General features: G+C 37.5%; 7 protein-coding genes. 1 reads left to right on the forward strand and 6 read right to left on the reverse strand.

Features of this window, described 5'->3' with window-relative positions:
* Positions 1 to 35 precede the first annotated feature (35 nt).
* Positions 36 to 1,316, reverse strand: a complete 1,281-nt coding sequence (locus AC5LXI_RS04280) for a virulence factor family protein (protein WP_493443663.1) — start codon at positions 1,314 to 1,316, stop codon at positions 36 to 38.
* 4 nt (positions 1,317 to 1,320) lie between these two features.
* A complete protein-coding gene (gene mprF, locus AC5LXI_RS04285) occupies positions 1,321 to 3,924 on the reverse strand; it encodes a bifunctional lysylphosphatidylglycerol flippase/synthetase MprF (protein WP_493443664.1) in 2,604 nt (867 codons plus the stop codon).
* Positions 3,925 to 4,267: 343 nt separating this feature from the next.
* Between mprF and AC5LXI_RS04290 the strand changes: the two genes are divergently transcribed.
* Complete coding sequence (locus AC5LXI_RS04290) at positions 4,268 to 4,936, forward strand: HD domain-containing protein (protein WP_493443665.1); 669 nt, start codon at positions 4,268 to 4,270, stop codon at positions 4,934 to 4,936.
* A gap of 79 nt (positions 4,937 to 5,015) precedes the next feature.
* On the opposite strand, the gene AC5LXI_RS04295 is transcribed toward AC5LXI_RS04290, so the two are convergent.
* The 4 genes from AC5LXI_RS04295 to AC5LXI_RS04310 all read right to left on the reverse strand — a co-directional run bounded on the left by AC5LXI_RS04295 (position 5,016) and on the right by AC5LXI_RS04310 (position 16,871).
* Positions 5,016 to 5,939 (reverse strand): AEC family transporter, encoded by a 924-nt coding sequence (locus AC5LXI_RS04295; RefSeq protein ID WP_065577615.1) that lies wholly within the window; start codon positions 5,937 to 5,939, stop codon positions 5,016 to 5,018.
* 27 nt (positions 5,940 to 5,966) lie between these two features.
* Complete coding sequence (gene glnD / locus AC5LXI_RS04300; RefSeq protein ID WP_493443666.1) at positions 5,967 to 8,615, reverse strand: bifunctional uridylyltransferase/uridylyl-removing protein GlnD; 2,649 nt, start codon at positions 8,613 to 8,615, stop codon at positions 5,967 to 5,969.
* 643 nt (positions 8,616 to 9,258) lie between these two features.
* Positions 9,259 to 10,608 (reverse strand): hypothetical protein, encoded by a 1,350-nt coding sequence (locus AC5LXI_RS04305; protein WP_493443667.1) that lies wholly within the window; start codon positions 10,606 to 10,608, stop codon positions 9,259 to 9,261.
* Positions 10,605 to 16,871 (reverse strand): protein kinase domain-containing protein, encoded by a 6,267-nt coding sequence (locus AC5LXI_RS04310; protein WP_493443668.1) that lies wholly within the window; start codon positions 16,869 to 16,871, stop codon positions 10,605 to 10,607. The genes AC5LXI_RS04305 and AC5LXI_RS04310 overlap by 4 nt, the downstream gene beginning before the upstream one ends.
* Positions 16,872 to 16,874 lie beyond the last annotated feature (3 nt).

A 16,874-nucleotide genomic window follows, 5' to 3' on the forward strand; every position in this document is an offset into this window, starting at 1 on the left:
CTTTTATTTAAAAAATAATACCTAAAGTGCCACATTTATTGCATACGTTTATCGATAGCTTGCATAATAATTTGCCCTAAGTGCTGATAATTTTCATCAAAATGATGGCCACCCGGTAGTTGAAATGCTTCGCCTTTCATTTCCGGTTGTAGGCAACCGCTATCGTCTTTCTCTTCTGCGCCATAGATACAGAATAATTTCTTTTCCGGAATCTGCGCAACCTCTGCTGCTGTTTTCATTTCATCGCCAGATTGTCCCAGCCAACCACTAACTTCTATTTCAAAATTAGCATCTTTAGAAAAAGCAATCATGATCAATGCTTGCACACTTTGTTGATCTACTTTGGATAAGCGATTATATAGTGCTGGTAAAATGTCACCACCAAAAGAATAACCCGCTAGTACAAATTTATTCACACCCCATTTATCACGGTATTCTTGCATTAAATAAGTCAGATCTTTAGCACTACGTTCAACCGAGCGATGTTGCCAAAAAAGTTTTAACGCATCGACCCCAACCACCGAATAACCATGTGAAGCCATATATTCTGCTGAAACTTTATCTAAATCTCGCCAACCACCATCACCTGAATAATAAAAGGTAACACTATTCGGATGTTGTGGATTAGCTTTAGCTGGTAATTCAATGACAGGTAATGGTTCATGTTCACCAAATAAAATCGAGGATAAATGTAAACTTAACAACTCAGTTGGTGATGCCTGATACTCACCAATTTTGGTGGTAACTTTGATCTGTTTTTGTTGGCGAGGAAAAATGGCAACTTGTTCATCAGGTGGATTATTCCAAATCACTTGCCATGTTCCATGGCTGGCCTGTGCAGGTAAAGGTGCGTCGCAATCTTTATGATCTAAAGTAAACTCAATGGATAAAGCTTTAGCATCATCATCTTGTTGTTTGCTTAACCAACGATAAGCGAAAGCTGCACCTTCTTGCATGCCGGCAACAGTAAATTTATCCTCATTTAAGATCTTCTTTGCTTGTTCAAAGCGTGTTTGTTGTTCGGCACAACTTCCTTGTGGTTGTAATTCAAATTGCACCAATTTAGCACCCATTGATTCAGATAAGGTTAATAATTGATTAGCGGTAAAGTGATTATCTTGTGTCGCAACAATTATTGCTGAAGCTTCTGCTGACTGTCTAGGGCTAGCAGATAAGATAGTAAAGTTTTTATTAATTGTAACAGTATTAACCGAAGCAGTTCGTTGGTTTTTATAATTGTACCAACCTATAACAATACAAAATGTAATGAATACTAAAATAATGAATAATAAAACATAAAGTATGATTTTTTTCATTTGATTAGTTCTTCTGATTAGTTAATGTTGTTTTGCCACCTGAAATTAACATCGTGGTGTCAATTAAGGCGACCAAAGGATCAAGTCCTGCCGGAACTGCCATATAACGTGGTTGCCAATGGGTGGCAAATTTTTCTTTAAAGCGACGCAAACCTTGGAAGTTATAAAATCGGCCACCTCGGCGAAAAACTAACGCGCCTAAGCGTTGGATCATCGGGGCACCACGTCGCCTTTGCATGCCGGCAAGTGGCACCATGCCTAAGCTAAAGTATTGATACCCTTTTTCCTGATAATGTAAAATTAAACCAACCATTAAAAACTCCATGGTCGATTTTGGAATATCTTGTAAAACTCGCATTAGATCAATACTAGCACTATAGTTTTGCTTGGTTTCTAATAAATTCACAAAAGCAATAATGCGACCTTGGTACTCAACCGCGGCAATGGTGAAATTATCTAAATAGGACTGCGAAAAAGCGCCTAATGAGAATTGCTTTTCTTTTGCCTGTTTATTTTTTAGCCATGCGTCCGAGACTATTTTTAGTTGATCCAGCGGTGCAGTACCAGGCGGATAAAATCTTAAACTAAGCCCATCTCGTTGCCCACGGTTCCAAGTATATCGTAGATCTTTATAACCTTTTGATGTTAAATCAAACTCTTGTAAATTCACCAATGCTTCCTCGCCAAGTTTGACAATACGAAGACCGATATCCATATAGAATGGTAAATTGTTTGCTTTAACTTGGTAAAAAACCGGACGTAAATGGTGTTGATCACAAAGATCTCTAAATGCCCAGATTAAATCAGCCCGAGCAGCGCTATCATTACCAATAGGATCATATAGTGCAACCATGCTTCTTCCTCGCCTTGCATACATAATAAAAGCAGTATGTGATTGATTGAAGAGCAGTGACTTATCACCACTCATCGCTAATCCGCCTTCAGGTTGTTTTGAGTTAAGCATGATTTGATAGGCTTCACTTAATTCCTCTTCAGTCGGAATCGTTAAGATAGGTAATGCCGGTTTAAATGACCAAAATAACATTACGCCACTTAATAAGATAAAACTACCTAATGCTGCCCGTAATGCTCGGGGAACTCGGCTATCTAACTCAAATTGCCACCATAAATCATGGCTATAAGGAATATCTTGATAAATAAATAAGATTAGCCAAACAAATAAGGCAATTAAACCAAAACTGATAACAAAGGATTTTAGTGAAAAAGGCAAAATACTTAATCGGCTTTTACGATAAAAAGCATGCCTAAAATTGATTAATAGTATGGCTATTACTAATAATGTCGCTGCTTCGATCCAGTGTAAACCTCTTAGCAATGAGCAGAGACTGCCTAATATCAATAATATAACCGATACTCCCCATGCAGAATAAAGTCTGCGACGTAATCCTACTGCCATTAGTAGGCATAAAACCCCGATTAAACTTACGGTTAAATGAGCAAAATTGACAATTTTTTTCGGAAAAAAAGTGCCGACAAAATCATGATTAAAGCCAGGTATGACACTTGAAAACATCATGACTACTCCGGCAAAAAATACCGCGGCGGCCATAATCGTTGCCGCAATACCGGTGTCGGTTTCCTTAACTTGTGGTGCGGTTAAAAAGTTTTTTCCTTCATTAATTAGCAGTAAAATTCCGGCAGGAATCAATGGTAATATGATATAAATTAAACGGTAAATGACTAATGCAACCGTTAATGATGCGGTATTAATTTGTGATGAAAATGCCGCTAATATAACCGCTTCAAATATGCCAACTCCACCTGGGACATGACTAAGTACCCCAGCAACTAATGCCAAGATATAAATCATGATAAAGGTAATAAAGTTTGGTTGATTCGGGAGTAAAAAATAGAGAATAGCACCGGCTAAAATGGCATCGATTAAGGTAATTAAAAATTGTCCACCGGCTAATTGCCAGTTAGGTAGACGGATCTGCCAATGGAAAATTTGATATAGCCAAGTATCTTTATTGGGTTTTTCTGCTAATCGGTGCGCATGTAAAAATAACAATACACCCGCATAAATGATCAATACTGCACTAGCGATTAATTCGATAGTGATTGCCGAGATATGTAGCGCTAGCATGGTATTTTGTATATGTATTAATGCAGCAATTGTGGCGATTAAGGGTAATGTAAGGCCTAACGAAAGGCTAACAAAAATCGACATGCGAGCAACATCTATGGTGGTTAATCCATATTTAAAATAGAGCCGACAACGAATTGCACCGCCGGATAGGGCGGATAACCCGACTGCATTACCAATGGCGGAGGCACAAATTGCACCAGTAGCTATTGTCGATGGTTTTAAATCAACGCCTGCATATCGTGCAGCTGACCATTCATAACCCATCAACATAATATAACTCGCTATCGCCGATAGACATGCTAGTAAAATTGCATGGTAAGGCAGTTTATGCAGAGCTGATTGTAAATCACTAAGATTAATTGATTGTAATAAATGCCAACACACTACCAGTGCGATACAAAAAATAGTGAGGCCAAATAGTAGAGCGATAAATTGACGATATCGAGTGAAACATTCTATAAGTTGCCAAGGCAAAACTTTGCGTGCTGATATTTTCACTTAATCAACTCCAGTTATTTGCATTGATAATAAATTGTAATTAGAGCATTCTACCTTTCGCAATTAGTGAAAACAATCGAAAGAAATTAAAAAAAATATAAAAAAAACATTAAATGCAAGGGATTTTTTGATAAATAAGTCTAAACAATCATCAATAATGATATTAAATATGATTTTTAACTCATTTTAAATTGATTTTGGTGGTTTTATGCAAGAATAAATGTCTGACTTATAAAGTGTTAATTAAAACCATCAATGGTGATTAGATTTTAACTGCGGTAATATACATAATATCTCGATAAAATATAATCTATCATTACCATTTGTAATTAAGCCTAATAAAATGACCAACCGAATAACTGCTCAACAACAACTAATTCTTAATTCGATTAAACTATTTGTTCAACAAAAGCTTTCGCATGATTTTTCCGGCCATGATATGGCGCATATTGAACGAGTTGTAAAATTAGCCGAAAAAATCCTTAATGATCAGCTACAAGCAGATGCATTTATTGTATTGATGAGTGCTTACTTACATGATGTCATTGATGAGAAAGTAGTTGAGGATGTTGATAAAGCAATAATTGAATTGCGTGATTATCTGCAATTATTAAAGGTAACCAATAACGAGATTAATGCTATTTTTGCTATTATCGAAAATATGTCTTATCGGAAAAATCTTTCACAAAAAAACGAGTTATCGTTGGAAGGACAAATAGTTCAAGATGCTGACCGACTTGATGCTATTGGCGCAATAGGTATTGGTCGTACTTTTTATTATGGTGGTAATAAGCATAATATTATGCACGATCCAAACATTCCACCGCGAACGAAACTTAATGAAGACAATTATAAACAGCCCAATACAGTAATAAATCACTTCTATGAAAAGTTATTTTTACTCAAAGAGATGATGAATACTGACACAGCTAAACAGATCGCCGAACAACGGCATAAAATTTTAGTTGAATTTGTTAATCAATTTGAGCAAGAGTGGCTGAGTAACGATTAAATTTTATCAAGACTAAATCCTGACGATTAATCAGGATTTAACTAGCTGATTTTCAAACTCTTTGATGCATCGCTTCTATTTAAAAAGGAATTGGTGCACCAACTAAAGAGAGTACGATTGGTAATGTAATTAAACTCAATAAAGTACTGACTAAAGTAGCACTTGATACCAGTGCTGGGTTAGTATCAAATTGAACTGACATTAGTGTGGTATTGGCAGCACTTGGCATTGCTGCTAGAACAATAAGGATTTGTTTTGCCATTGGAGTAATAGGCATAAAATAGACCATTGCAAAAGCGACCAGCGGTGATATAACCATCCTCGTTACTAAAGCAAAAGAAAGTTTTGGATAATCAAGTTGTTTAATTTTGATTTTGGCCAATTGCATGCCCAAAATAATCATAATTATCACAATGGAAGAATCACCGATCATACTAATCGAAGTCATAATCGATTTTGATAATGGTATTTGACACAGTTGGAAAAGAATACCAGCAAAGGCACCATAGGCAACCGGCATTCTAATTACTTTGTTAATAACGTCTTTTTGACTGACAATATCACTATGTGTACTGCCTTTGGCTGCATAATAGATGCCAACAGTGCTCATAACAAATTGTTGTAACACCATCATTATGACACCTAGATCAAAACCGATCGTGCCAAAAAAAACCAGTAATACAGGTGTACCATAATTACCATTGTTCATAAAACACGAACTTAAAATCATTGCACAGCGTTGTTTGACCGAATACTTCATTATCATTGACCAGATGCTGACAATAACTACCAAGGAAAAACAGAGTCCAATAAGATAAGCAATATAGATTAAATAATCGCTGGTTAAGGTATGCGTATAAAATGTTTTAAATGCCAAAAAGGGCGATAACACATATAGCGACATTTTTGAAAGATTAGCAACATCAAAATTAAGAATCTTTTGGCCAATAAATCCAACAATAAAAATACAAAAAATAGGAAACAAAATAAGGAAAAATTGCATAATTTTAACTTTAAACTTTTTGGTTAATTAATTTATTGAATCAATAGTTTCAACTATCGATTCGGTTAGTTTTTGACAGGTGTTATCATCAAGGGCTTTATTGTGTTTATCGGTTAGAATAAACAGATCTTCAATATGTTCGCCAATTGTGGCTATTTTAGCACTGCTTAGCGATAAGTCTAATTTTGCAAACACTTCACCAACGCAAGCAAGTAAACCTGGTTTATCAAGCGCAATGAGTTCCATATAAGTTTGATTTTCGTTAAATGACGAAATAAAGTTGACTTGTGTTGGTACAGAAAATGAACGTAGTCGCTGTTTAGCGGGTTTTATTGTCACACCTTTGTAGACCGATTGATGTAGTACTTTATGCAGCGCTTGGATAATATCTTGGTGTCGATTTTCTGGCACAATTTGTCCATTAGGTTCAAGCACAATAAAGGTATCTAATGCAAATCCATTTTTATTGGTAATAATCAATGCATCATGAATACTCAAATTTAACATACTTAACGCATTACATGCTGCGGCAAATAAAAAAGGTCTATCAGATGAGTAAATGATGATTTCGCTGCCACCATGATATGGATTGGGATTAATCGAAACTAATGTTTGACTCAAATCATGATTTAATAATAGTTGAGCGTGCCAAACGATCTGTTCAGCACTATAGCGCAAAAAGTAATCGACGCGATAATCTTGCCAAAGGTTTTTTATCATTTGCTCATCGTAATTTTGTGCCAGTAGTTCAGTTAGTGCTTGCTGTTTATGTTGACGAGCAATACTTCGTTGTTCTGGTATTTGATGAATGCCAGAATCAAATGATCGTTTAGCGGTTAAGTAGAGCTCACGCATTAAGCTCTGCTTCCAACTATTCCATAAGGTTTCATTGGTGGCACAAACATCGGCAACCGTTAAACAGAGTAAATATTGTAAACGGCGTTTGCTTTTTACTAATTGAATAAATTCGCGAATAACATCGGGATCTTGGAGATCTCGACTTTGCGCAGTTACCGACATCAATAAATGATAACGAACTAACCAAACAATCAAATCGGTATCTTTCGCATCGAGTTCATGTAATTGACAAAAAGATTCGACTAATTTAGCGCCTATTTCCGAATGATCACCATGTCGACCTTTGCCGATATCATGAAATAATCCGGTAATAATTAGCAATTCTGGTTTGGATAATTTGGCAAATACCGTTGAACTATTTGGGTGTTTTTGTTTACCTTCTTCTGAGCGTAAAAGATTGAGTTCTAACAATAATCGGATCGTGTGCTCATCGACAGTATAGGTGTGAAACAAATCAAACTGCATCATCCCTGAAATTTGTTGCCAATCAGGAATATAAACCGCCAAAATCCCATATCGATGCATGGGCAAAATAGCTTTTTTAATTGCGTCAGGATGTTTGATTATTTTCATAAACAACGTTCTGGCTTCAGGTTTTTCACACAATAAATAGGTCAGTTTCCGCCTTGCTGAACGAAGTTGCCGAATGGTATTCGAGTAAAGCCCGGTAATTTGAGGATTAAGCAAAAGTGTATAGAACAGTTTAAGAATCATCACCGGATCATCAGTAAAGATACTATTATGTTTAACATCAATTAGGTTATCTCTGCTCTGGAAATGCTCATCAATATCATAGGTTTTATATTGTGAATTACGTTTTAATAGTGACTCATCAAATAATTGCAACAGCATCTGATTGAGTTCGGTAATATTATGTGCCACCCGATAATAATCATGCATCATGTTTTCAACCGGTGTATTGCCTTCACCACTATAGCCCAACATTTTAGCGATACTTAGTTGACGATCGAATAACAAACGATTGTCATAGCGGTTGATAACGCAGTGAAGAGCAAAACGCATGCGCCATAGAAATTTGCGACATGTTTTAAATTCTTCAACTTCTTCGGGTGTTAAATAGTCAAAATGGGCAATTTTTTGCAAAAACTCGCCACCAAAATGGCGGATAGCAATCCATTGGATAATCTGCATATCACGCAAGCCACCCGGACTATTTTTTAAATCGGGCTCTAAATTATAGGTGGTACTATGATACTGTTGGTGCCTTTCTTGTTGCTCTTTAATTTTGGCTTGATAAAACGCCGGTGAAGGCCAAATTTTATCACTAAAAATGTGAGTTTGAAGTTCCTTAAGTAATGACTCACTTCCTGCAATCAGTCGTGATTCAATTAAATTAGTCATGATAGTGATATCATTTTTAGCTTCTTGCAGACAGGTCTTTAATGTTCTGACACTATGACCAATATCTAGATGAAGATCCCAAAGTATACGAACCAAATCACCTACCTGTTTTTCAAGCTCTTTGGTGAGTGAGTTATCGCTTAATATCAAAATATCAATATCTGACAAAGGATGTAGCTCACAACGTCCATAACCACCAACAGCAATAAGTACAATGCGATTTTTTTTAAAGAGTGATGAAACGTGTTCTGGAATTTGATAGTAAAGCCATAATCGTTTAAGTAGCTGATCGATAAATTGACTACGTAAATGGACTAAATCATCAATATCAACATGGTTTTCGAATTGAGTGATCGACCATTGTTGAAACGTATCGAGTTGCTGTTTTAGATAGGGGACAGTGATTTGCTCATCACTAAAATCAAGCGGAGAGATAGAATAATGCGTGTCAGTCATAGTCATCATATCAAATTAAGCTAATTTAATAGCCTTATCGTCCCGCGATTTTAAAGTAGTGTCAAGTTGCAATATCTCCACTTTTTCCTAAATGTCATTGGTGTCTTTTAAAAATAATTATTTACTCTTGTTGTAAAAATAATTGAGGAGTCTATACCGTCAGCCGGTATTAGTTGAGGAAAATTTAAGTGGAATTGATGTGACTGAGTTATTTTTAGTAGTTTCTTAGGTTGATGTAGCAATGATTGAATTTGAAGATGATTGGGCAAATGCTTACAAGATATTATCTTTTAATAATCTGATTTCATTAAATATATTAGAAATTATGCTGTTAAACAAAGTAAGAGGGCTAGATTTTTATTACCACAAAAGCTCGTTAGTATTTTTTTACATTAGGAAAAAGAGGAGTGTAGAGAACTATTTACTCATCAAGGAGGAATATGCAAACTGAGGGGGAATATTGCAAAATATTGGTCACCGGTGGTGAATACCTCAGTTAGCCAAGCAGTTTAATTCCGACCAACCAAATATTGCTTGGTTAAGCGACATCAGTCACCTCAATAGCAATGGTGGTTGGTTATGTCAGTGGCTGATTATCGATTTGTATAAACGACATATGGTTAGTCTATAAACCAGTCGTTATCTATCTTTTGGTAGAAGTTAATGTTGTTTGCGTTGTCGTTCCTTCTAAAGCATCATTTTCAGTGGTTGTAACAGATTTTAGCGCCACAGCACCAACAGGTAATGCTTTTTCAATTGTTAAGTATGAACCTTGTTTGGCTAACCATTGCTGTAACTTATGAAAATCACCACACCAAAGGGTTTCTATGTCGTTATCACGTTGTTGATTATTTTCGCCAGTCAATTTAACAGCTCGTATCTGCATGCGTGCAGCTTCTGCTTTACCAGCTAACTCAATACCGTAGCCTGGTGTAGATGGATTACGTAAAACTAATCGTCCATCTTTCACCCACTTAGTATCCATACCATGTCGAACTTCATACCCAAGACTAGCCAATCCTTGCAAAATAGCTTGTTGTCTGTAAGTTGCTACGGTTTTTTCGGTTATATGTGCCAGTGTTTGTTCACAGCTATCAATTAATTCTTTCAATTGGTTAATATTAATCGTATCGAGTGTATTTAAATCAAAATCTAAAGGCTCCACTGTTTTTTGATTTAATTCAGCTATTAATAATTCCAATTGTGTCTGTAATGCATTGCGCTCCTTGGCCTCTTTAACCGCTTGAGCCAAGTCTAGCACAATACTATCAAGCAGTAGTTTTTGACGGCTATCTACTGGTTGTTTCTCAATGGCATTTGAACGCTCAATAAATACCTCATAAATTTCTCTTTGTTCAAATGATAATTCAGCAAGGTAGTGCTCAATTTTTTGAATATAAGGATCTTTCTGTAATTCAATATGTTGTTTTTCTAGCAAACTTGCAAAGGTTTCCGTAGTGTTATCTTCCACCATACGATTTAGCAAAGCTTGTTGCTGTTGTGATAGTTTTGTGGTGTCGTTAGGTTTGAGTAAACTAAAGGCTTTAGTTAAAAGCTGATTAATATTACCCTGATATTTTCCTTTAATTGCAGCCTGTAATTCGTTATTGAATTCATCTGAGATAGCTATTTGTTTATGATTTAATAAATTAACCAGAGCTTTGATATTTTCTTTGGCTTGCTTTACTTCAATAGCATGCTGGCTTTTCGCAGCTATCTTTAATTGTCGACGTTTAGCAATATCATCGTCTAGATTGGATATTGCCACCAAAACCTGTTTGGGTATTTCTGAGAAAAGTTTCTCTTCAAACATCTGATCAAAGTTTTTTCGTGTTGCAAGGATCGCTTCATAATAATTTTCATCTGTTTCTCCCAGCTTGACCATCGATTTTTGCCATTGTTTGATCGCTTGATCAAGACGGGCTAAATGGCCTTTACAGGTAGCCGTGATTTCTTGTTTCGTAGTAATTCTGACAACTTTTGGTCCACTCATTGACTTACCTCAGGTGTTAATACTGTTTCAACTAACGTTTTTAAACGTTGCTTTTCTTGTTCTTTATTTGCATACCAATTACGTGATGAAATGCGTAAAATGTTAGGAATTGCCTGTTTTAAAACTGATTGTCGCCAAATATCACGAGCTCGAGCATGGGTTAATAATGGATTAATCGGGGCATCACATTCAATGCCGATACTGTAGAGTTTGGTCGCCGGATCCTCAATCGCAAAATCAAGCGCGAATACGTCATTACAGGATTGTCGCATATATCCAACACCCAAGGACTGGATAAAGGCTTCAACATCATCCAGAAAGGCATCTTGTTGCTTAGTCTCAGCGTTTTCGAGAACAAGCTGACCATTGCCTGCAACTCGATTAAGTAAATCGTTACTATAGTCAAAATGACCCTCTGATAGCGCTTTAGCATAAGCTAAATAGCATTGTAAATAATCTCTTGGGTTAGTGGCGATCTGTTTACCGGATAACATGTCAGAAATATCGTTTATTGGCATAGAGGAGACCAGAACGACTTTTTTACGAGCTCGTGTAATGGCAACATTGAGCCGTCTTTCCCCCCCTTGTTGACTTAATACACCGAAATTACGTCTAAAAATTCCTTTCTCATTACAGCCAAAGGTTGTCGAAAATACAATAATATCACGCTCATCACCCTGTACATTTTCAACATTTTTAATGAAAATGGACATATCTTCGCCTCTATCCATCCGTTGATTTTCTTCTTTATAAATGTAGGCAAACTTTTCATCGTCAGCGGCTTTTTCATAAAAGAGTTTCTCAATTAAATCTGCCTGTTTTTTATTAAAGGTAACGACGCCTATAGAAGGACGTTCATCCAAAGAGTGTTGCCAAATTTTCGATACTACTTGAACCACTTTTTGGGCTTCTTTAAGATTGGTTTGCTGTTCATAGACACCATCTGCCCAAATATATTCTATAGGCTGAGCTTGTTTAATCGTATCTAAAGGATGACGAACCGGTATATTTAATTGATTCATATAAAAAGCGGCATTTGAATAATCGATTAACTCTCGATATGCCGAACGATAGTGAATTTGTAAGCTCGTGGTAGGTAACACCGAACGTGCAAGTTGCAATAAATCAGGGCAATCCATAATTTCTTTTGAGTTCCATTGACCTTGCAATACCTCTTGCTGCTCTTCAGCGGTTAATTCAGCGGTTAAGTTTAGATCTAAATCTTCCTCAAGCTCCACTTGAGAACTAAAGAAAGAGCTAGGTGGCATTTGCTTTTCATCGCCACTGACGACCGCTGCCTTACCGCGATAAAGTGCTGGTATTGCATATTCGATCGGCATTTGAGAGGCTTCATCAAAAATAACCACATCAAATAAGCCTGATTTTAATGGTAATAGTCGGCTCACAATATCGGGATTCATTAACCAAATAGGCCTTAAACTCATGAGTCCTAACGGTTCACCTTGCTCGATAAACTCGCGTAATCTTCTTGCGCGTTGCCCGGTTAATCGTGTGATATCCTCCCATTGTCTAGCACTCGCTAACTTTTTGACAGGAATGTTGTGCCTAAACAGAGTCTTATTTAACTCGCGGATCTTTTGATCGGCCGTAGCTAAAGCCTGAATTTGTTGTTGTATTTCATCCTCATCAGTCAGCAGTACGGGGTTGTCTTGCTCAATACGGGTTTTCCATGTCTGTTTAGCCTCATAATCTAATAATTGTCTAAAACTTTTATCGAGCGCAGTCACAGCTAAATTGCTTAACTCTTGCTGATAATGCCTTAAACGTTCAAACAATTTCATCGCTTTGGTTGATAATTGCGGAACTCGTTTTCTAAAGTATTGGTAAGCTTCAAGGGTATCAAGCACACGGTTAATTTCTACCAGTAATATAGGTGAAACAGCATTGTTTTCGATGGCTGTTTTGCAGTTTGCATAGAATGCATCTTCAAAATAATTTATTAACGGCAGTAATGCCTCTAATGAGGCTTTGCGTACAGCATATCTTTCAAAAGCGGTATGATAATCATTTAATAAGTGTTGAAATGCCACTTTACTTTGTAGAACTGACTTTTCCACTTCTTCACTGTGCGGGGCAGCCATAATCCTTTCTGCCCACTTTTTTACCTCTTGTAAACTTATTAATGTTTCATTGACAACATTTTTAATATTAAGATTGCTATGGTCGTCAGGCACTGGCAGTTGTAGTTTAGCGAAAATCGCCTGTATTTCTTGACGAATGGGGCGATATTCTTGTTCAAGCACCAAAGCATTATAAAGCTTAACAATAGCCTCTACATTCGGCAGTTCGCCTTGTGATATTAAATAAGCTAATAACGTCCGTTTTGCTTTATAGCGTTTAATACTTAAAAAACTATACCAAGGCTTAGGCATGACCATCAGTCTTGCTTTGTTTGTTAAATCATTTAATACATCAGACTCTAGTAAACATAGTCTAAGCGATAAATTACACCGACTGCTTTCAGTTAACAGAGCTAAGCGCTCTTGCAGTAGAGTCAGTTGCCTTATCAGTGAGTCACCGTCTAGCTCAGCTGAAGTCTGGGCACTTTGTTTAAACAAAATTAACCATTTAACTAACCGCGATCGAATACTTTCTGAAATGGTTAAAAAATGATTTCCCTCAGTTTCAATCCATTGCTGGTAGGGTTTGGGATTGTCTATTTCAAACCGCGCGCTGCTACTCAACTTATTGATTCTTAGTTGTTCAACGGTTAAAAAATAGCTAAAGAATTTTTTAAAATCCTCTAGCGTTGCTAAATCATGGGAAAATGCTTTTAGATGAATTAATGGGCTATTTTCATAACTGGCTGGTAACCAAAAACGCACCAACGGTGCACACTCATTTTTCAAAGCCATTAACTGTTGTGGATTGCAATCACTCAGCACTGGTCTTAACAGAGGTGCCGCAAATAACTGATAGTGTTGACTTATGCCAATTAAATCAGCAAGTAACTCTCTATAACTTAACTGTGTTTGCGGGTCTGTTTGATGTAGTGCCTGATGATAACTATCTAAACGATTTTCTAAATCGGTAATTTGGGCGGCAACTTGTTTACGTTTTTCGATCCAATCGGTTCTTTTAGGAGATTTAAATAATAAATCCAGTTGTTCACGGATACTATTAATCACAGAATTTCTATTCGCATTAATATCATTGATCATAATACTGCGTGCATCTAGTCCTTCGGCGACTAAGCGTTTATATACGACCTCTAAGGCGGCTTTTTTCTGGCAAACTATCAACACGGTTTTATTTTGGCCAATCGCATCACCCACCATATTTACAATTGTCTGGCTTTTACCTGTCCCTGGTGGTCCTTCAATTAATAGCCCTGATTGCTGTCTGGCTTGTAAAACGGCATTTTCTTGCGAAGGGTCACTAGCTACTGAAAAATAGCGATCTAACTCTTCAGGTTTTTCTGGAGTCTGTGCAACTGCTTGATAAGGTTTTAATCGCAATGCTGTCTCTAATGCGGTATTAACCGGTGATAATTTCTTTAAGCGATTAAGATCTTCACCGATGGATTGACCTAAGAAGTTTACATCAAATAAGACCGCTGAACATGCAAAGCACAATTCACCACGCTCAGCTTCAACGCTAATAGGTAGGTTTTGTACTTGTTGAGACAATACATGCCCTAAAGTAGCCAAGGCATCCATGACTTCAAGTGTCGTCAGTGCAGATCTAGCGAGTAACTCATCTATAACGCCTTTACAATTCTCATACAACGTCTTTCCTAATATGCCTTCTAATGCAGGATTAACTCTAATCTCTTCACGTTCATTATCAAAAGCTAACGTAATACGATTGCGAGTGCCCATGTCATAATTGAGTTTAATCGGCCAAAGTAATAGCGGAGCAATACGAGGTAGTCGATAGCTATTAGGCTCTTGATAAAGTAAAAAGGGGAACCCCATGTATAATCCATCAATTCCGGTATCTCTTTTATAGAGATTGGATTGACGGTGTAAATTACGCAACTGATACTCTATGAGGTTGTTGGCTTGAAAAGCGGCTACATCGATGGCTTGCTGTCGGTTATTGCGCTGAACAATATGATCGAGCAATTTACTCGCTGACGTTGCTTGGGTACCCAATAAATGAATATCGACACGTGCAGTGTACATTCCTAGGCGCATTCTCACCAAAGGACCTTGCAAGATAGATGTAGTGACTTTTTTATGGAAAAAATCAATAATCTGTGAGGTATACTGCCGTTTATGTGGTTGTACCCATTTTTCTGGGGCAATACTTAATAAAACCAACAACCTTGATAATGGCATGCGTTTTTCAAGGCGGTATTGTTCTGCCCACTGATCTACTTCATCCAAACCTGTACTGGCAAATCCGGTGATCCTTTCATTTAGCTGTTGATAAAGTGTTAAACGAGGCTTGGCGATTAACGCTGTTAACGCTTCATCATCAGCTATATCAATACGCAATTTTTTTCCTAATGCTCGTGACTCCTTAATGACGGTATCTAAGGATTTAAACTGCCCAAGTTCAGCACTGAGTAAAACAATTAAATCTTCTTCGCTAATGGTTCGTCGCTCTAATAATGACAATATCCCCGCATTATTCGCAGCGGGAAACAGGGCATTTTTCTCTAACCATAACGCGGCTAATTGGGCACGTGAAGCTGATAACAAATGAATTCTTAAAATTTCTTCATCAAGTTTTATTTGTAAATTTAATGCGCGCTGGCGAACCACATTAGCACGCTCATGTAAACGCCATAACCACACTTCAGACGTTTTTAGTAAGCTTGGAATAACGCCTGTAATAAGTTGGTAACCGTCATTAGGATGTTGCAATAGCCAATTTGGTGTGACAATATCACCGTTGAGAATGAGCGGCATATCTGGATTTAAGATCTTTAAAACCACCATCAATTGCATATCTGGGGTTAAATCCTGCTTACGCATCACCTCTCTAATAGTAGCTAAGTTAGTTGCGTCAAAAGCTGTTTGCTCCAACCATGTAATCAAATTACCTCGGGACAAAAGCTCAGTTGCTTCCTGCCAATTAACTGGGTTAGCCGCATTTAACGCAAATAATTTAATTCTATGGTAGCTTTTTCCTGCTAAGAAAATACTCTTATCAAGATCAACTTCTTGCACCGTCGATGGCAAATTTTCGGCGGCTTCTACCGCTTCGCCATTAATCCATGCTTGAACTTCAGGCCATTGCCAACGCTGATGATGGTCTTTGGTCAGCAGTCCTCTTAATAGCAACTGTAACCGTGGATCTAAAGTGGTTGGTATATCTATACCATTGGCCAATACTTGAATGATAAATGCTTGGGTGTTAAGTCCGACAAAGCAATTACCTTGGGTCAATTGCTCCAGTAGAATCATGCCCAAACTCCACCAATCGGAAGCAACACTTACACCACCGGCGACGACTTCTGGTGAGGTATAAAAGGTAGTTGCCAAAGGCGATATGACTTCTAAATCAAATTCGGAGAGCCTAGATGAACCAAAGCCAGTGATCACCAAATCCAAAGGCTCTTTGGTACGTACTAATAAGTTATTTGGTCGTAAATCACAATGACGTAAACCTGCAGCGGTAAATGTATTGAGTGCTTGACCTAACTCAGTCATGACATGACGAATAGTATCCATGTCATTTATGACCATACCAAGGTCAGCTAACATACCACCGGTTAACTCTTCTGCCACAACATAAGCCTGATCGTTCCAACGACCTTTAGCAATAATTTCTGGCACATGTTCACGAGGCAGGTTACGTAACACCTCATACACCTCAATATTAGGCTCAGCACCAGCATGATAAAGTGTTAATACCGCCCGTTTTTCATCATGCAATCTTTTGACTAAGTAACGTTGACGCACTCCATCAGTTTGGTTAATGAGTTGCAGTAATTGCCAATCATCAATGGTCGTAATTTGGGCGTCGGTTACGTGTTCTTCTTGGTCAGAAGGTAGTTGTTCTCTATTTTCTGAACTATCTATCTCGGTTGTCTCGGCTAAATCTGCACCACACTCCATGCAAATTAAATCACCAGCCTCCATGATATGACCATTAACACAGAGCGCTACATGATTTTGTGGTAACACATCATTAACCGTTACAACACTTTGCGGGCGCCATCCTGCTTCACTAATAGTAACGGCTGACAAATCCCAACCGCAGGGTTGACCATTGATAGTTCCTTCACAAAAAATCTCTTGAAGAGATCGCTCGGTTTGACAATTAGGACAAAACCGCATCATCGCCATGCT

The sequence above is a fragment of the Gilliamella sp. LMG 34361 genome, assembly GCF_984569075.1.

Excerpts from the sequence above, each read along its gene's own strand:
- AC5LXI_RS04305 (WP_493443667.1), bottom strand. The coding sequence starts at position 10,608 with ATGAGTGGACCAAAAGTTGTCAGAATTACTACGAAACAAGAAATCACG.
- AC5LXI_RS04290 (WP_493443665.1), top strand. The coding sequence starts at position 4,268 with ATGACCAACCGAATAACTGCTCAACAACAACTAATTCTTAATTCGATT.
- glnD (WP_493443666.1), bottom strand. The coding sequence starts at position 8,615 with ATGACTGACACGCATTATTCTATCTCTCCGCTTGATTTTAGTGATGAG.
- AC5LXI_RS04310 (WP_493443668.1), bottom strand. The coding sequence starts at position 16,871 with ATGGCGATGATGCGGTTTTGTCCTAATTGTCAAACCGAGCGATCTCTT.
- AC5LXI_RS04295 (WP_065577615.1), bottom strand. The coding sequence starts at position 5,939 with ATGCAATTTTTCCTTATTTTGTTTCCTATTTTTTGTATTTTTATTGTT.
- AC5LXI_RS04280 (WP_493443663.1), bottom strand. The coding sequence starts at position 1,316 with ATGAAAAAAATCATACTTTATGTTTTATTATTCATTATTTTAGTATTC.